Origin of the sequence: Nocardioides gilvus, from assembly GCF_003194605.1 — a bacterium.
Taxonomy (GTDB): domain Bacteria; phylum Actinomycetota; class Actinomycetes; order Propionibacteriales; family Nocardioidaceae; genus Nocardioides; species Nocardioides gilvus.
On sequence record NZ_QHKY01000005.1, the window covers coordinates 1 to 17,093 of the forward strand.

Sequence of the window (17,093 nt, forward strand, 5' to 3'; positions counted from 1 at the left end):
GGGGTAAAGACCGTGGCCGGCGACGCCACCAGCGTCGAGTTCCCCGACCTGGACCGCGGCAAGGCCTACTCGTTCACCCTCATCGCGACCAACGCTGTCGGCAACTCCGCCCCCTCACCCGCCAGCGACGCCATCACCGTCCCCTTTCACACGCGTCCTCCGGCGCCGACGTCGGTGACCGCTACCCGCGCCGACAAAGCGGCGACGGTCACCTGGCGCCAACCGTCGTCAAGCGACCCGATCACCAATTACACCGTGATTGCGACTCCTGGCGGGAAGTCCGTGACCGTGAGCGGGACCACGACCTCAGCCCGCATTGCAGGTTTGGTGAACGGCAGCCCCTACCAGTTCGCCGTGATCGCGAGCAGCGGGACCGAAGCAAGTGACCGCAGTGCCCTCAGCAACGCCGTCACGCCTGCCGGTCGCCCCACCCGCGTGTCGAAGCCCACCCTCAAGCTCTCCAAAGCCGAGCGGAAAGTCACGATCCGCTGGCGGGCCGCCTCCCCGAACGGGGCACCCGTCACGCGGTACGTGGTGACCAGCAACAAGGCGCGAAGCAAAACAGCCACGGCTACAAGGCGCTCCGTCGTCTTCACGAAACTCAAGCCAGGCACATACACGTTCCGGGTCGTGGCCGTGAACGCAGCTGGCAACAGCCTGCCCAGCGAAGTCGTCAAGGTTCGCATAAAGCGATAGGGGTTTGCTGCACAAAGGGACTGCTGCACGGATTGGGGACGACCGAGCGGCCTAGCCAAATGGTTGCGCTGGGGGAGGTCCCTCGTGACGGTGGCCTACCCCAAAGTTCCGTGCCGCCGCGGTCTGGCCCATCGAGATCCTGGAGTTCGGGGGCGTCCGTACGCCGGTCGACCAGGAGCGCAAAGACGCCGCCCGCCTCAACCGACTCCTGCCGAGGTTCGCGGAGGTCGAACTGAAGCACATCTCCCCCGAGTCGGTTGCACAGTGGTACGACACCGTGGACAGGCCGACCTACCAAGCGCACGCGTACTCACTGTTGCGCGCGATCATGCGCACCGCAGCCGACCCCACCAAGAACAACGGCACTCCCCTCATCCCCTACAACCCCTGCGGGATCTCAGGTGGAGGGTCCTCAGGCGGCAAGCGCAAGATCAGGCCAGCGACCGTCGAGGAGATCGTCACGATCGTCCAGAACATGCCCGACAAGCACCGCCTCATGGTGATCCTGGCGGACAGTTGCGCCCTCCGCTTCGGCGAACTCGGCGAACTCCGCCGCATGGACGTCGACACGAAGAACGCCGTCATCCACGTACGCCGTAGTGTCGTCCGCTCGAAGTCAGCCGGCGTCGTCGCCAAGGCACCCAAGAGCGAAGCCGGGATCCGCGACGTGCCCATCCCACCCGACATCCTCGAGGCCGTGATCGAACACCGAAGGAACACGCGGCCCCGGGACCCCAAGGGCTGATGTTCCCCGGCGCCGGCGGTGGCCACCTCTCCCCCAGCGCCTTCTACGGCAAGGTTTCCAAGAAGCGCCGCGGCAAGCCCGACACCACCGGCTGGGGCTGGTATGAAGCTCGTCGTCTGGCCGACCGTGAAGATCTCCGTTTCCACGATCTCCGGCATGGGGCCCTCACCGAAGCTGCCCGTCACGGCGCTACGCTCGCCGAGCTCATGGCTCTCGGCGGGCACTCGACCAGTCAGGCGGCCATGCGCTATCAACAGGCCGCTTCGGAGCGTCTTGCCGAGCTCGCCCGCAAGCGCGCGGAAGCACGTGGCTGGAAGCCAGCAGGGGCCTAATCATGCTTCCACGGGAAGGGACCGCCCACCTATTGTCGGCGAGTCTCTCGACGCCGGAACGGAGCAGGTCTCCTGGATCCGTAGAGCTGCTCTCCCTTGCGTCCGCGGTGGCGGAGTGTCGCACGATCAGAGAGACATCACGAAGCTCAGCGATCTCGCGCTGGTAGGTCCGACGGCCACGGCGTCTTCCATAGACACAACCCACTCATCACGCGGCTGAGTTCCGTGCAAAGCGCTTACCTTGGTCTAAATTCCCCTGACGCCGGATCTCGCTGTCCCGAGACCTGCTGACGTCGGGTCCTACGCTCGGTCGCTGGCTACCCAGGTGAGGTAGTCCGCACGTTCGTAGTGGGCAAGTTCGAGAAGATCGGCACTGCTGGACGTGAAGCTTGCCAGCGCATTCGCATCTGCGCTGAGCAGTGCGTCGATATCGACCACGTCAGCTACGAGACTCGGAAGTGGTGCGGCCAGCTCGCACTCGTTGATCGCAGTCGGAACATGGCTGGCCAGGGCAGCCGGATCCCCCATCGGCATGCCCACCTCGGGGATAAATCGAAAGACCAGCGAAGCCATGTCGATGTCTGTCGACCCGCCATAAACCTGATACGCGGCGACGCTGGTCAGCTCCATCCGGGCATGCATGTCGAGGGCATACCGAAGAAGCCACTTCGACAGAGAAGTAACTAGAACGTGGAAGAAATCGCGCTGGCTACATCCATCGAGATCCGCCTCACTTGCTGGCGCGAACTTGAACTGCTCCTCAACTGCCTGGGCAAACGGAGGACAGTCGCCCATATTCTCGGCGAATAGTCCCCACAGCTTTGAACGAACCCCGGGGTGAACCTTGTCGTGCCCGATGCGTGTCGTCAACAGAAGTGACCATGGGCGTCGCTGGAACCGCTGAAGGCCCATGAGAGTAAGGATGGCGTCGTAGTTACTGAGTGTGAGGTCAGGCTCCTCATGCATAAGCGAGCCGCACAGGTCGAGGTTGATCAGGTCGAAGCATTCGAAGTCGTCAGCGGCCTGCCATGCGACAGAGTCCGTGTCGGCCAGGAGCTTGAAATCGTCCGAAAGGACCTTCGATCTACCGTCGACCATGGGCAAGTCACGTAGTTCTCGCTCGGAGATGTTGAGGCGCGCATTATCCCGCGTGCCCGGCTTGGCAGATCGATCAAAGCCCAGAAACCAAAGAAACTGGTTGCTTCGACGCGCATCCGGGTGAGCCGTCAGGTAGCGAAGGTCGAGCATGTCCGCGCCAGGCAGCCCCAAATATCTGAGCGTGGCGCCCTCGGGTCGCTGGTCGCCCAGCCACTGGTACTCGCTGAGCCACTGCTGCGATCGCACGTACTGCTTCCGCGGGCGGTGCCACGGCTGGAACGCCGGAACACTAGGAGGACGCTGATGTGAGTAGCTTGGAACAGCGAAGATGCCATCAATATCGCTCATTCGAACACCTGCAACAGTCGCCGGACCGAGGCCAGTAGCTCGTCGCGATCCTCCTGCTTCAAGTCGTCGAGCAACTCGTACGCGTCGAGGAGCCGCGCAATCGACCCGATCTTCAACTGCTCTGCAATCCGACGCTCGATCCAGTTGGCTCCCGAGAAGTCGCCCAAGACCTTGTCGGGGTCAAGCCGTATCCCTTCTGCTTCAGCGCGCCCCGTCGACGAAAAAGTGACCTCGGGCGCTCCCGCGTCCTCGCCACGCACTCGTAGCCACAGCTCGTCGATGATGTCCTGAGCACGCTCAGCTTGTGCGCTCATGTCAGCCGCGCGCTTTCTGGTTCGCGCAGCTTTGCCCAATCGCTTCTGTTCAGCGATCACAGTTCGCAGCGACCGATGTACCCAACGCGTCAACGCGACCACGTGCGGGTGGGCGAAGTTGAACGACTCCCGGTCAATATTGAGCGCACCATCGAAGCCTTCAGTAATGAAGATCTCGCAGGTGATCTGCGCCATCCGCTGACGTTCGGTGACTGGGTAGAGCAGGAAGTCCGGATCAAAGGAGGTGCCACTGGCCTCATTCACTCGGATGAGCACACCCTGCGACTCAACGGGCGCGATCTTGGGTGCCCACATGAAGTAGCTCTGGAAAGCGAGTGGACCGCCACTCAGTTCAGGATCGATACCATCGAACTCTTCTCGAAACGAGCCCGCGAACAGGATTGGCTGCCGGAGGCTGTTCTGAGTTGGGGGAAGGTCAGTCATGTTCAGCGGCCGCTTCAACTCCAGGTCATCTAGGAAGACCTGGAATCCCGCAACATCAGCGACTGCATCGCCGAGTTCAGCAACCTCTCGCACGCTCGAAGCTGCAGGGACATCGAGCCTCTCTGCCTGACGCCCGCTGTTGGTCAGACGGTAGAAGATGGTGTTGTCGGTTGCATCCAGCTCGAAGGGATGCTTCTTGACGTACGGAAGCGGGACAGCCAGCGCCAGATGCCAAGCCATCTCCAGGTAGTAGTCAAAGAGTCGATCCAGTCGGGGATTCGGCTCTCCTTCGTAGATGGCGTTCCAGACAGAGCTGACCAAGCGCTCGAACGCTTCACTTTGTGCGTCTGACCGGTGCCACGGCAGGGCGCTCGTCGCATTGTCGCCGACACGTTGCAGCAGTGACTCGCTGCCGGATTGCATCGCGCCGATGTGATACTTGGGCGGCTGCAACTTGCGACCAGTGTCAGTCTCGGAGTTTTCGACCGCTTCCCAGACGTCCTGGCTTCGCAGCGTTTCCCTAGTCTGTGGGCGCATGGACGTCAGAATGATTGATGTCCCCTGCACTTCGATATCGGCGGCTTCCTGACGCCACACCAGAACCTTACCGGCTTCGTATTCCGTGGCGTCGGAACCGTCTAAGTCGTCTTCTTCACTGTCACCGTTCGTGCCCTCGACCGGACTCGAATCGGAGTATTGCTTCAGCACCACGCTTGCGACGTTCCAATGCGAGTCGCCGCGTTGCTTCGTGACAATCTGGAACGATTGGGTAAGTTGAGCGACGCTGAAAATACCGATCCCGATTTTGCCGATCAGAGGCCGACCGCCGGGACTCAGCCGCGCGTTCCCCGGGCTAGTCATGCCTAGCCGCGTTCCAAGTTGGGTGCGCTTTGCGCTCCCGCCAATGTGGTATAGGAGGTGGAGTAGCGTTTCCTGCGACATGCCGATGCCGTCGTCGTCGACGGTGATCCGCTCGAACCGCGGCCGATCTGTTCTGATCGTTACTCGTGTCGCGTCCGCGTCGTAGGCGTTAGCAATCAGTTCACGCAGGGCCGACGCCGGGTGCCGGTAGATGCCATCAGTGACCCGCGCCAAGACACGCTCATCGGTCTTCAACACCGTAGCGAGCGGGGAAGACGTGGACGCACTATCAAACAGTCCAAGTACTTCTTCCTCGCTCATCGCCGAGACATCTCGAGGCTCTGTGTCTGGATTCACTGTCACGCTCGGAGCCTATTGCACAAGCGGGGACGCGGTGTGATAACGACGCAGCAGTGGAAGAGTTGCGGCGCCAAAGCGCCCGGTTCTGCCCGTGTCAGCGCGCTCACCACCTCGGCAGAGTCGCCGCAAGTTGCTGGCCGAGGTGAGGAATCCCGTTCACGATAGCCTCGGCAGGAATGTTGAGCTTCACGGCAGCCCAAGTCCCCGCCGCGCCGACGTCCCGCGGCGCGTTGGCTGCCAGCCAATCACTCGGAACAGATCCCACGCCAGCGAGATTTAGCTCCGCGGTCAGCCGGACGGTGACGAGCACCCATTCGGGGTCGCGAAGCATGACATCGTACTCATTCCGCGACAGGTACGCGGTGAATCTTCCGAGGCGCGTGGTGCTCTTGACCTCCAGGTGACCAGAGACCGTCTCCGTTGAATATGCGACGTCATAGCCGAAACCATCAGACCAGGTCGACACATGCTCGACTCGAGCATCGGACTTCTCGCGAAGTAGGCCGACGAGCGCCTCCTCCCCTGCCGCACCAACTCGCTCTCGTGCCGCTGTGTCGACCTTGCCCCAGCTGGAGATGAGTTGCTCGTAGACCGCAGCCGGAGGCAGTCCGAGCGCCTCGCCAACTGCGGTGATGTCCGTTGGCAGTTCTTCAGGTGAACGAACAAGATCATCGGCATCCTGAACCCACGGTGGTGCTGCCTTCTCGAATATGACACCCAGGACTTGATTCGCGGCTGGCACCTGTGAGCCGATGGGTTCGAGCAAGTCTAGGTCGCGAAGCCACGTAAGCGCCGTTGCGTATTGGGTGGGGCTCAGGTCGCTGTAACGGGCATGTGTAGTCAACAGAGCCTGGGCACGCGGCACCCCGCCGCTCGTCGGAAGGATTTCGAGCCAGCGTTTGGCGGCGAGCAAGACGGGCTCAGGTGGAAGGCGCACGCAGATGCCTCATCAGCGCTGCGAGATCGCCCTGGTCGATACCGCCTCCTACCGTTGGTTCTTCCTCAAGGTCAGCGAGCTGCTGGACAGCGGGATCGTCGAGGATCCCGCCCATGAACCTGAGTTTTTCGGCAAGGCGTGACGCAACGACTTCATCAATCGTGCCCTCCGACGCGAGAACCGTCACGCGAGTCTTGACATCCTTCTTCAGCCCGAGCCGGTGGATCCGGTCCAGGCTCTGCAGGAAGCGGCCAGCAGCGAAGTCACGGTCCACGTAGACGGCGTCATGGCACTCGTGGTGCAGGCTGATCCCCTCCCCCAGCGTTGCCGGGTTCGACAACAGAACCATGCACTTGGGGTCCGTGCGGAAGCGCCGGATCTGGTCGTCACGATCCGGCGTTCCTCCATGAACCATGGCGGTCCCAAAGGGTGCGAGCACCCGTTCAAGGGTGTTGAGGCTACGGATGAAGGTGGACCACACGAGCGTCTTGCGCCCTTGGGCCGCGTTCTCTCTGACGATCGCAAGGGTTTCTTGATATTTCGGCGACATCTCGTAGGCAGGCAGGTCCTGCATCAGTTCGTACAGCGAGGAGCGCTGTGGCACCGGTAGTGGTGGCACCTGGTAAGCAAGCGGTTCGTACTGCGTTGTACCAACGGCTAACAATGCGGGGCTGGTCGCAGCCATCAGCATGTAGACGATGATCCGGCCGAGTGCCTGGAAGTCTCCTTCTGAGCCTGCTGCGCGTGCCGAGAACTGGCCCACGAGTGCTTCGTAGATCTCGGCATGCAGGGGCGGCAGCGGCACGACACGCAGTCGGGTGTCCACCGGCGGGAGATCCAGCTCGCCCTTTGTCGTCCTGGTGAACAGCGGCCTCAAGGCCTTGCTGGCCGCCGCCAGGTCGCCGCCGTTAACTGCACGCAAGACGCTCTGGCGTCCAGTGCCTGGCCAGACGAATCCGAAGAGATTTTCAAGGTCCCGCACGCCGTTCGGCGCAGGGGTTCCGGTCAGGATGAGACGTCTCCGACTGCGCGGCCCGAGCGCCAAACAGGCTGCCCCGTAGGTTCCGCTGGCTCCCAGCTTCATCCGATGAGCCTCATCAAGGATGATCATCGATGGCTTCTCAGTGAGCCACCGGCCCAGCGAGGTGACCATATTGGCGAGCCGCTCGTAGTTCACGATGATGGCGTCGGACGTGCCTGATGGCACTCCGTCGACAACATCCATGATCAGCGGGCGCCGGAGACACTTCGTGTTCTCGTACTTCCACGCGTCATAGCAGGACTTGGGTCCGACGATGAGTAGCCGCTCGATGCCCTCTTGGCGACGGAGCGCATGGAAGACGGCGAGCCCAACACGGGTCTTCCCTGCTCCGGGGACGGAAAAGTTCGCGCCGTGTCGCAGCGAGAGAAGCTTTGCGATGTCCCTTTTCTGGAACGAGGTGAGATCGCCATCCCACTCCGACCCCAGCATTCCGAGCACGGTCTCGGGGTCGACCTCAGCCGTCCCAGCGGGTGCATCGAGCCGTGCTGAGACTGTTCGCGCGTCCTGCAGCGCGTCGACGACAAGGGACTGAAGGTGTGGCTCCCACACGACATCGCCGGCCCCAGTGTGGGGCCAACTGCTGAGAACCTCAAGATGCGTCAGCAAGTCGTCGAGATCGACCTCGATGCTCCCCGGCGTTCGCTGGGTGCTCGTCTGGAACCCAACCGCGAGGCGACGGAGATCAGCCTCAAGCCCGGCCTTGGCGACCATCCGCGCGCGGGCGACTTCCGCCGAGAGGCCGATAGTGAGGCTGGGAGCACCCTCCGTCATCGGGACCGGACGGCGTCGAGGAGCCAGGCCACACCGTCGCCAGGCGTTGGAAAGGCCCGTCCGGCTTGTCGGCCGAGGCTCTCCAGACTGTCGCGCAACACGATGAGCGCGTCATCGAACGCCTCCTCGTCTAAAGCGCGTTTGGCCCGCGCCTCAGCGAACTCGTTCGCGCACTGAACCACGTAGTCAGCGGCGTCCGTCAGACGCTCCGGAACAGCCGTCTGCCTCTTCTTCAGCTCGGCGTTCTGTCCTGCAAGCTTCACAGCGACGTCGAAGGTTTCGCGGGCCTGCTTCATCGTGGCAGTGGCCTGCGCGACCTGCTCCGGGGTCGAATTGGCGCCGTCGATCGACACCGCTTTCGCCCGAAGCAGTTGATTGGTCAGCGCTTCGGTTGCCGCTGCATCGCTACTCGGGCTGGGCAGCATCACTCCAGGAATGCCCGGAACCGTGACGGGTGGTGCCGCAGTGAGCTTCGGCTTGAGCTCTTCAGGCAGCCGGGTCTCGAGATACCGCGTGTGGAAGTCGGACTCAGCCAGGCGCAGGGTTGTCTTCGGATAATCGAGGAGTACCAGCGCCAGCCGTGAGTGCATCAGCCGCTTCGCCGCATCCGAGTCGGTCGTGGCGAGCTTGGTGTAGTCGCGGTGAAGCTCGCGGAGCTTCTCCTGATGCTGTTCGAAGTCGACAAGCCGGAGGGATGCGCCGACGTCGGTCTTGCTGCGCTCGATCGCATCGAGGATGAGTTTGTAGACCCAACGGTCGCGCTGGAGCGTCTGGAGCTTTATGTTGAAGTCCTTCGCGACATCCCCCTCGGAGCGCCCTCGACCTAGCTCCTCGTCGATCGCGATCAGCCGGTTGATGTACGAGTAGTCGCGACGACGATCCTTGCGCAACTGCAGCGACAGCTCGACGCTGTTGATGTCCTTGCGCGTGGTGTCTTCGGGGAGGACCCCAACCCGAATGTTCTGCACGCCAAGGTCCATGAGCGCCGCCGCGCGGGTGTTCCCGTCGACGAGAATGCCGTGCGGGCTGACGATGCCGGGCTCGCGCTGGCCGACGTCGTCGAGCTCGTCCATCAGTGCCGTGTAGTCCGGGTCTGTCTGGTCCGGGTTCGACGGCCGCTGCCGGAGCAGGTCGTGCAGATACTCCTGCGCTGCCTGACCCCAGGGGTCCTCGTCGATCGCCTTGTTCCGCTCAGGATCAAGCGTCCGCTGCGCACGGATCCGGTGCGTGTCGGGGTTGAAGTAGAGCATGTCGACCGGCATCGAGATCACGTATAGGTGCCGGGGCTCACCTCGCCAATCGATGGTGACCTTCGCGCCGTCCTCCGTCATCGTCTGCCTCAGACGCTGGTTGATGACGGCCTGGATCTCCTCCCCCTTGGGAGGGATTCCGAAGTCGGACACTTGCACTCCTTGTGAGTTATTTCCCTGGCAAAACTCGTACTGAGCCATCTTCGCAAAGGGCGCCGACACTTCGCAGTCGATCAGTAGGATGGCCGCAGTACGGGAGGAGTCGCCAGTGGAGCAGCCAGCGTGGGATGACCCGGGGGCCGGCGGGACGATGGTCCGAGGAGCGCTGTGGCTCTTGCAGGTTGTCGGGCAGGGCAACACGTTCACGAAGAACGAGCTCCGCGATGCTTTCCCCGGAATTTCCCAAGCGGATCGGAGGATTCGGGATCTGCGCGACTACGGCTGGGTTGTCTACTCGAGCTTGGAGGACGCATCCCTACTGCGCGAGGATCAACGTTTCGTCAAAGCAGGGGTCCCCGTCTGGGATCCGCGGGAGCGACGTGAGAACGCGCCGGAGAAGACCATCAGCGCGAAGGAGCGCCAGGCAGTTCTTGCGCGCGACGGGTATATGTGCACCCTGTGCGGGATAGCCGGAGGAGAGCCCTACCCCGACGATGCGGTCATCACCGCGGTCCTCGCAATATCACAGCGGACGGTGGCAACTGACGACGGCTCGGTGAAGCGAGTTCTCATGACCGAGTGCAAGCGGTGCCGGGCCGGCGAAACACCGCCACCCCTCACTATCGCAGAAGCCGTGACTGCCGCGGCTGACCTCAGCTCCGCCGAGTTGCGCAGGCTGCTGCGATGGATGGAGCGCGGGCGTAGAGGTGCGACAGAACTCGACCGAGCTTGGGCTTCCTACCTCCGCGTAGCTCCTGACGAACGCACGCAGGTCGCAACACGGCTCCGAAAGCCGCAGTAGCTGACGCGGCCGTTCAGACCGCATCCTCCTTCACCCAGAGATCGTCCCGCAGTGCCCAGTTGGGCTCCAGGGCATCGCGGATGGCGAGACCCATCGCTCGGGCAACAGGCGGCGGGAACGCGTTGCCCATCGTCTTGTACGCATTCGTTTTCCGCAGCACCTCGTCGATCTTCCAAGTATCGGGGAAGCCCTGGATTCGTGCAGCCATCCGGACATTGAGCTTGAAGGGCATGTCGTCCGGCCAGTCAGCGGCTGGGGCAACACCGTGGTCGGCAAGACTCACTCCGTTGACACCGAGCCGGAGCCATTGAGCACGCGCTCGCGTTGGGCCAAGGTCCGCCCCGCCGTGCCTCTCCGAACCACCCACCAAGGTTGGACCCACCGCGGTCGCCACCTCCGAGGCCCAGCGTCCCGCCCCGCGCCAGCCATTCGCCGAAACCAAGTCCTTGAGAGCCTCGCCAACGGTGACGCGCGCTTCGACGGGAGTCACCGGCTCTGGCCACCTGAAACGTTCACGGTCGTCAGCATCCCGGAAGGCGACGAGTACCGAGCGCGGCCGCAGCTGCGGCACACCAAAGTCCGCCGCATAGACCATCTCCCAGATCGGGTCCTCGTACCCGAGCGCCTCGAGGCGCTCGATCGTCTCTTGTCGCCAGCCCGCGAACTTTACGTCCATGAGTCCACGAACGTTCTCGAACATGGCTGCACGAGGCCGAACCTCTTCGACCATGCGGAGAGCGTCTGGCCACAGATTTCGGCTGTCAGAGGCGCCGAGCTGCCTACCTGCTTTGGAAGCGGGGGTGCAGGGCACACCGCCAGCAACTAGATCAATGTCAGCGCCGCCGAACTCGGAGAAATCGACTTCGCGAACGTCCTTCTGCTCGACTCGCCATTCAGGCTGGTTGGCCCGCAGGATCTCGCACGCGGGCTGCCAATACTCGACTAGGAGTTTGTGCTCGTAGCCGGCCTGCTCGAGACCGAGCGCCTGACCGCCAGCACCGGCACAGATCTCGATCGAGGTCAGGGAACGGCTGGTCATGCGCCAAGCCTACGAGGGACGAAGCATGTTTGAGGCCCTGCCACGCCGTCGAACACATGTTCGATCACGATTCCTGGTGCGAAGCACCCTTCCGTGAGCACTTGGGCTAGCGTCTGCATGTGCCACCGAGACCAGCCGTCGTGCCACCGGGCGCGACCTGTCGACCCGATGCACGCAAGAGTGTTCATCCCCCGCCGCACGTCATTGTTGATCCGGTGCGGGATTCCGAGCTTCAAGCCGTCCACGCGTGGCTGATGGCGCAGCCACTGACGGACCTCCTCCGCACGGCAGTCGATGACGCCGTGAAGTACGTCCTCGACGGGGCGCGCACCTGGCGCTTCGACTTGCTGGGCCCGAAGGTCGATTCCGACGAGCGGTCCTCGGTCGGGACCAAGCTCCAATACCACGTCATCGAGCAGCTCGGACTCAAGAAGGTGCCGCCTCTCGACACCGAGATTGTCGGGATTGCCGTGGAGATCAAGGGCACTGTCCGAGACGCGACAGCTCCGTGGATGATCCCGCGCGAAGGCCAATGCCAAGTAACAATCCTGATCAGGATCGACCCAAAGACCTACAGGTTCGCGGCGTGGTTGATGCGCACCCACCGCGTTTGGTTGAGCGGCGGAAAGGGCAATCAGGACCTGAAGCGCTCGCCGTTGGTTGATGCGTTCCGGGCCTTTGCCCTTGAGCTCGTACCATGGACCGACCTGCCGCCTCAGCCGCTCGCGTTGCTCACCCAGAACCAGGTGGAGGTCGTATTCGGAACTGACGGCCTGCGTAAGCGCGCGACAGCCCTCTTTACGTACCTTCCTGGTGTTGTCATCCCTCGATCGTCTTTGGTGACTGTGGGGGCTGGGCTTCACGATCCGATGAAACGGCTGCGCGAGGCGAAGACGGCATTGCGCCACGACCACGACGTGATCGTTCTCGTGGGCAAGTGGGTGGATGAGCGCCAGGCTGCTCGCGCCTTCGGCCATGAGTTGGGTCCGGAGGACTGGGTAGCAGTCCCTCGCGACCTGTTCGTACAGGCGAACATCGAGGTCCCTCCTCTCCGTATCCAGGAGTGACGGAGGGTTCATCCGGGCCATCTCCCTTCCGTCAAGGCGGCCGCAGGTGGGGCCGCTGTCCGCCTCATAAGCGGGTTGGAGCCCACACGGGTTGTCAAGCGTCACAGCTAACCTCATATCCGCTCCGGGGCGTTGCCACGCGAGAGCGCTGATGATCTGGCGTGCTGAACGATCTGTGCCGTGAAGGCCCCAACGCCTCTCCAAGGCTCAGCCGGACGATGAATCGCGACTGCAGCATCACGCGCCGACACTGCTCGTTCCAGGGCGCGTGAGGCTTTCATAAGAACCCACGATCCTCCGAGCGATGCCGCGGACAGCGCAAGAAAGGGCGAGCAACGCAATTTTGATGGTGTCCCAGGCGAGGAGTAGTACGACGAGATTCAGCCAACCAGGGGCGCCCGCCTCCACCGCCTTCGATACGAGCTTCATCGCCAGCAGAAGGATCGCCGACAGGGCGGCCAGCATTGCAACGGTACGCAGCCGCGGGCTTGATCCCCGAATTCTTCGAATCAGAAGGTTCGACGGGGCGTAGAACTTCACGTAGCGATGCAAGAAGGCAACGATCGTCAGAATCGGCAGAGCGAGCAGGATGATCATGGAAGCGCCTTTCGGAGATGACAGTCCCCTTCCTACGCGGTAGATAGTCCTTGGGTCGGGCCTCACCACCCTTCCTGTGGAAAACTACCGAGAGATCCGGCCTGTGGACCGGATACGGCTCGAACTTCAGGGGCTGCGAGCTGTTCGTGCCTACTATCGCGCGTCAATGCGACCGCCTCCGTCAGCGCAACCCGTGCTCGGCGCAGGTCTGCACGCTGGGCGTCGTTGGCCGCTCCCCCGCCGAGTGGAAGATCGCACGTCAACTTGTAGCGGTCGCGGTAGGCAGCAACCGATGAAGCAGCGAGCAACCAGAGGCCTCGGTCGACCGGATTCGCTGGCTGCTCCCCCAGCCTTCGCATCCAGGGTTCGCCGCTCGCGATTCCCCGGTCCACGAGCCCCCGCGCACGCGACTCGATCAACGCCTTGCGTTCGTCCACTGCCCGATGATTCTCCGCGCTCATCTCCCCCAACGGCTCAGGGACCAGCCCTGCGATCAGCCTCGGACGCAGTCGGCATCCCCTCGGTGTCGCGGAGGCAACCTTCTCGACTCGGTATCGGAGCACAGCTGCGATGTCATCGGCGTCGCCCAAATCGTGTTGGCCAACCACGCGCGGGACGAGGCGCTCCAGGTCATGGTGGTAGGCCTCGGCTCGGCGGAGCGCCGCGGTAAGCGGTCCGAACGCCGAGGATTCCAGCACCATGGCGTGCTGGTCTGTCGTCAGCCCGGATCGGCTCAACAGCTCGACGAAGCGATCGTGCTGCGCCTCGGCCGCGATCGTCTCGAGTTCCGCGGCAATCCGGTCGATACCCCCATGGATCTCGTACTCGACCTCGATCGTCTGGTGCGCCGACAGGCTCGCGCCGCTGTGCTGGAGGACGCCGAACAACACCGTCCTCGCGCTGACGTCATCGGGCTCGGGCGTGGTGTGGCTGTCGTCAGGTTGGTCAAGGGCGACGTACGCGATGTTCGACTCTCGGCCACGCGTCATCGACACGTACAGGTTCTCCCGTGTCGTGCTCGGTGTGACGACGACGTGGGACGTGTCGACGGTGATGCCTTGTGCACGGTGGGCGGTCACCGCGTACCCGAGGTCGAGGTGCTGGCCGACGTACTCGGTGGGCAAGACCGCGTGGGCACCTCGCGCATCGAGTCGTGTCACTACCGCGGAGCCGTCACGATGGATGTCCGTGACGCGCCACCGGTCGCCGTTCTTAACCCAACCGCCCGGCCTTGTCCGGAGGGTGCGGTCATTGCGGCGGGTGATGACGATGTCACCGACCGAGGCACGGCTCCCGTCTAACAGGTCCACCTCCCGCGGGTCCACTACCCCGTCGTGCAAAATGCGCTCAGCCCGCGCCCGCTCGTTGAGCGCACGGACAGCGTGCGCAGACTCCGTGACGAGGACGCTGGCCAACCCCGCCTCGGTGTCCTTGCGCCAGGCCTCGTACGCGGCGTCGAGCATCTCGTCAGTGAGGCCCTCTCGGATTCGACCCTGTTGGGCATAGGCGGAGATCACCTCGACGTTTCCTTCCCGGAGGGAGAGGGTCGCTGCCTTCTCCCACTCGTGGCGGAAGCGATGGAGAGCCTGGAGTTCGGGGGCGTCCGTACGCCGGTCGACCAGGAGAGCGAAGACGCCACCGGCTTCGACCGACTGCAACTGGTGTGGGTCGCCGACCAGCAGCACCTTGGCGCTCGCCGCTACGGCGATGGCGGTGATCCGGTCGAGCGCTGCCGTCCCTGCGAGCGTGGCTTCGTCGATGATCACCAGCTGACCAGAACGAAGCTCCGTGCGGCCACGGTCGTACTCGTGGAGCCACTTCGCCGTGTTGTCGCACGCGATGCCGAGGTCATCGGACAGTGCTTGGGCTGCCGCCGCCGATGGCGCCAAACCCACCACGCTCCCCCGCCCATGCTCGACAATCCACGCGGATCGCAGGGCTCCCATGGTGGTGGTCTTGCCCGAGCCAGCAGGCCCCACGAGCAGGTCGACGGACCGTCCCGAGGAGGTGATGCTCACGACGGCCGCACGCTGTTCGGGGCTGAGTTCGCGCTGCTGCTTCGTGAGCACCCGGGCCACCACGGATGGACGAACGACTGGCCCGCCCGCAGCTTCGGCTCGGTCCAGGAGACGTGCCTCGGCCTCAATCACAGCGGTGGACGAGTACTTCACCGAGTGGCGTGGCCGGAAGACGCTCGTCCCGTCGTCGCGCTGCAACCGCACCGGACTGATCGCGAGCTCGGGAGGCGTCAACGCCACCGAGCCGGTCTGGGCCGCGTCGACGATCATCGCGACCACTGCCTCGCGTTCCTGTGCGGTGGTGAAGCGCAGATCCATCGTCTGCTTCGACGCCTCCGCCATCAGGTTCCAGTGACTCCATGCGGCACGCTTCTCACTCACGACGGTCACCACGTCGCGGGCGATAGCCTCCACAGCGACGAGAGGGACATCCTCAGCAGTCAGAAGCGATGATCCGCCGCCGAGCAACGTCGCCGCCCACGCGGTCGCGTCACGTCCGGTCCTGCCCTCGGCACGTTCTCGCCACTCCCCTGTCAGGTCCGCGAGCGACCGCGTCTCCTTCGGAGGGCGGGTGGCCAGGGTGGCTTGAGCGCGCAGTTCGACGATCTTCTTCGCCGACGGCATACGTCCGTGGCCCGCGACGTACGCCGCGATCAGCTCGTCCTTCTTCTTCTCGATCTCGCGGGTGCGCCCCGAGAACTCGGTGATCAGGTCGTCGCTGACGCCGACTATCTCCCACTGAGGATTGCGGTCGGCCCCACGCTGACGTAGTTCCCACTCCACCCCGATATCTCGGGCGAGCCGGTCCGCGAGCAGCGCGTTGTAGTGCGCCGAGAGACCCGTGACCGAGGCGTACACCGGTCGACCGTCGAGGCTGCGCCACCGTCCGTCGCGCAGCGTGAGGACCTTGTTCGACACCACTAGATGCGTGTGGAGTTGGGGGTCACCGGCGCGGGAGTCGTAGTGGTCGTACGCCACCGCGGCAACGCCGGCGACTCCGACCTGGGCGATGGCTCCGTCGCTGTCGGCGAGCCCGGTCCGGGTGGCGGCCACCTCACGCTCGAAGAAGGCGAGCACGTCGGCGACTGCTTCATGGTGTGCGTGGACGATGCGTTCCTGGGTGGCGGCATCGGCCACGCCCCACAGCACCGAGACCGACTTCGGCACACTGAACGTCAGGTCAAACCCAGCGACGGCATGCCGCATCCCGGCAGAGGTCTCTTCTGCTTCGATCCGAGTGACCTCTGCGGCGCACTCCTCATCGTCCAGACCAGGGTCCAGTGCCGCAACGCGCTCGCCGACTCGTACGGCCAGCTTCTTGTAGGTCGGGTAGGCGAGCCCGAGCTGGTCCCCTGACACCGGATCGCGCCCCATCCCAATCAGCAACGCCAGTTGGGCCTCACTCACCTGCATCCCGACACGGAGGTGGCCTCCGCCCAACGCGGACAGCCCCGACCCCATCCAGCGGCCGGGTGGCGTACCTGTCTCGGAGTAGTACCGGGTGAGCGGTGTCGACAGGGCGCGGTTGCCGTCTCCCGCCGCCACGCTACGCAGCAGATAGCGGTATCCGGTGCCCGCTGACATCCGGCGCATCGAGACAGTCACGGCCAGTTTCCTTCCACAGCCTCAGGTGCGCGCACTTATCCACAGGCCCCCTCGACTTGCAATGCGTGTGAAGGCGAGAAGAGGTGTGATCGCCCGAGGAGGAACCTGACGACGACGAAGGCGGTGGACACGCATGGCGGGCTGGGCTGACAGCTGGGACGGCTGGCGTACCTGTCTGGAGATCGGGGTCGCTGAGAAACGAGGGTTCCCCTACGAAGACAGCGTCCCTACAGTGAGGAGCAGACGATGCGGGCACAACCTGCGGGAAGTCGTCACACCTCAGGCCACACGGCAGAGGAAGCAGGACAACACACCATGAAGATTCGACTCGGGCTCATCTCATGGGCGACTGGCGCACTCGTGTTGGCCGCAGTAGCCGGCTGCAGTGACGGCAGCAGCAACCCGCCGAGCGCCACACCCACACCCAGCGCAACCAGCGAGGCCCCCTCCCCGACGTCGTCGCCGTCTCCGACCTCGCCCTCGGACGTTGCGAGCGCCGACGCGACCAAAGCGATGCGGTCGTACTTCGCAGTGGTCAGCCAGGTGGGCCAGAACCCGAAGTCCCCGCTCAAGCGGCTGGAGACTGTGGCCACGAGTACGCAACTCCA

14 protein-coding genes are annotated in these 17,093 nt (G+C 63.8%); 5 read left to right on the plus strand and 9 right to left on the minus strand.

All coding sequences use genetic code 11. The features are described 5' to 3' along the window. The 3 genes from DNK52_RS13960 to DNK52_RS13970 form a co-directional block, all read left to right on the plus strand. Positions 1 to 696: fibronectin type III domain-containing protein (locus DNK52_RS13960; protein WP_162598786.1), on the plus strand; the 696-nt coding region annotated here is incomplete at its 5' end. A gap of 277 nt (positions 697 to 973) precedes the next feature. Further along, the gene (locus DNK52_RS13965) at positions 974 to 1,441 is read left to right on the plus strand and encodes a site-specific integrase (protein ID WP_110241655.1); all 468 of its coding nucleotides are present in this window, start codon (positions 974 to 976) and stop codon (positions 1,439 to 1,441) included. Beyond that, a complete protein-coding gene (locus tag DNK52_RS13970) occupies positions 1,441 to 1,773 on the plus strand; it encodes a tyrosine-type recombinase/integrase (RefSeq protein WP_110241656.1) in 333 nt (110 codons plus the stop codon). Before DNK52_RS13965 ends, DNK52_RS13970 begins: the two co-directional genes overlap by 1 nt. A gap of 300 nt (positions 1,774 to 2,073) precedes the next feature. Here DNK52_RS13970 and DNK52_RS13975 read toward each other — a convergent pair whose 3' ends face one another. The 5 genes from DNK52_RS13975 to DNK52_RS13995 all read right to left on the minus strand — a co-directional run bounded on the left by DNK52_RS13975 (position 2,074) and on the right by DNK52_RS13995 (position 9,351). Next, positions 2,074 to 3,219: a PP_RS20740 family protein gene (locus DNK52_RS13975; protein WP_162598787.1), complete on the minus strand. Its 1,146-nt coding sequence runs from the start codon at positions 3,217 to 3,219 to the stop codon at positions 2,074 to 2,076. Further along, entirely contained in the window at positions 3,216 to 5,159 is a 1,944-nt protein-coding gene (locus DNK52_RS13980; RefSeq protein WP_110241658.1) for an ATP-binding protein, read from the minus strand. Before DNK52_RS13980 ends, DNK52_RS13975 begins: the two co-directional genes overlap by 4 nt. A 142-nt stretch (positions 5,160 to 5,301) precedes the next feature. Next, positions 5,302 to 6,135, minus strand: coding sequence for a protein NO VEIN domain-containing protein (locus DNK52_RS13985; RefSeq protein WP_162598788.1), 834 nt, complete (start codon positions 6,133 to 6,135; stop codon positions 5,302 to 5,304). Next, positions 6,119 to 7,888 carry a DEAD/DEAH box helicase gene (locus tag DNK52_RS13990; RefSeq protein ID WP_204163556.1) on the minus strand — a complete coding sequence of 590 codons (1,770 nt, stop codon included), beginning with the start codon at positions 7,886 to 7,888 and terminating at the stop codon, positions 6,119 to 6,121. Before DNK52_RS13990 ends, DNK52_RS13985 begins: the two co-directional genes overlap by 17 nt. Before the next feature lie 56 nt (positions 7,889 to 7,944). Next, positions 7,945 to 9,351: a ParB N-terminal domain-containing protein gene (locus DNK52_RS13995; protein WP_204163557.1), complete on the minus strand. Its 1,407-nt coding sequence runs from the start codon at positions 9,349 to 9,351 to the stop codon at positions 7,945 to 7,947. 115 nt (positions 9,352 to 9,466) lie between these two features. Here DNK52_RS13995 and DNK52_RS14000 point away from each other — a divergent pair, with 115 nt between their 5' ends. After that, entirely contained in the window at positions 9,467 to 10,159 is a 693-nt protein-coding gene (locus tag DNK52_RS14000) for a hypothetical protein (protein WP_204163558.1), read from the plus strand. A 13-nt stretch (positions 10,160 to 10,172) separates the two neighbouring features. On the opposite strand, the gene DNK52_RS14005 is transcribed toward DNK52_RS14000, so the two are convergent. Beyond that, positions 10,173 to 11,198 carry a DNA cytosine methyltransferase gene (locus DNK52_RS14005; RefSeq protein WP_110241661.1) on the minus strand — a complete coding sequence of 342 codons (1,026 nt, stop codon included), beginning with the start codon at positions 11,196 to 11,198 and terminating at the stop codon, positions 10,173 to 10,175. A gap of 215 nt (positions 11,199 to 11,413) precedes the next feature. Between DNK52_RS14005 and DNK52_RS14010 the strand changes: the two genes are divergently transcribed. Then, entirely contained in the window at positions 11,414 to 12,265 is an 852-nt protein-coding gene (locus DNK52_RS14010) for a NaeI family type II restriction endonuclease (protein ID WP_110241662.1), read from the plus strand. A 237-nt stretch (positions 12,266 to 12,502) separates the two neighbouring features. Here DNK52_RS14010 and DNK52_RS14015 read toward each other — a convergent pair whose 3' ends face one another. From DNK52_RS14015 to DNK52_RS16375, 3 genes are all read right to left on the minus strand, one after another. Beyond that, positions 12,503 to 12,862 (minus strand): hypothetical protein, encoded by a 360-nt coding sequence (locus tag DNK52_RS14015; protein WP_110241663.1) that lies wholly within the window; start codon positions 12,860 to 12,862, stop codon positions 12,503 to 12,505. 62 nt (positions 12,863 to 12,924) lie between these two features. Beyond that, entirely contained in the window at positions 12,925 to 16,485 is a 3,561-nt protein-coding gene (gene mobF, locus DNK52_RS14020) for a MobF family relaxase (protein WP_204163559.1), read from the minus strand. Positions 16,486 to 16,757: 272 nt separating this feature from the next. Continuing rightward, positions 16,758 to 17,078 (minus strand): hypothetical protein, encoded by a 321-nt coding sequence (locus DNK52_RS16375; RefSeq protein ID WP_239455640.1) that lies wholly within the window; start codon positions 17,076 to 17,078, stop codon positions 16,758 to 16,760. Between the last annotated feature and the right edge of the window lie 15 nt (positions 17,079 to 17,093).

What these genes read in the sequence shown, in the direction of transcription:
- DNK52_RS13970 (WP_110241656.1), top strand. Translation starts at nt 1,441, where the DNA reads ATGTTCCCCGGCGCCGGCGGTGGCCACCTCTCCCCCAGCGCCTTCTAC.
- DNK52_RS13975 (WP_162598787.1), bottom strand. Translation starts at nt 3,219, where the DNA reads ATGAGCGATATTGATGGCATCTTCGCTGTTCCAAGCTACTCACATCAG.
- DNK52_RS13980 (WP_110241658.1), bottom strand. Translation starts at nt 5,159, where the DNA reads ATGAGCGAGGAAGAAGTACTTGGACTGTTTGATAGTGCGTCCACGTCT.
- DNK52_RS13990 (WP_204163556.1), bottom strand. Translation starts at nt 7,888, where the DNA reads ATGGTCGCCAAGGCCGGGCTTGAGGCTGATCTCCGTCGCCTCGCGGTT.
- DNK52_RS14005 (WP_110241661.1), bottom strand. Translation starts at nt 11,198, where the DNA reads ATGACCAGCCGTTCCCTGACCTCGATCGAGATCTGTGCCGGTGCTGGC.
- DNK52_RS14015 (WP_110241663.1), bottom strand. Translation starts at nt 12,862, where the DNA reads ATGATCATCCTGCTCGCTCTGCCGATTCTGACGATCGTTGCCTTCTTG.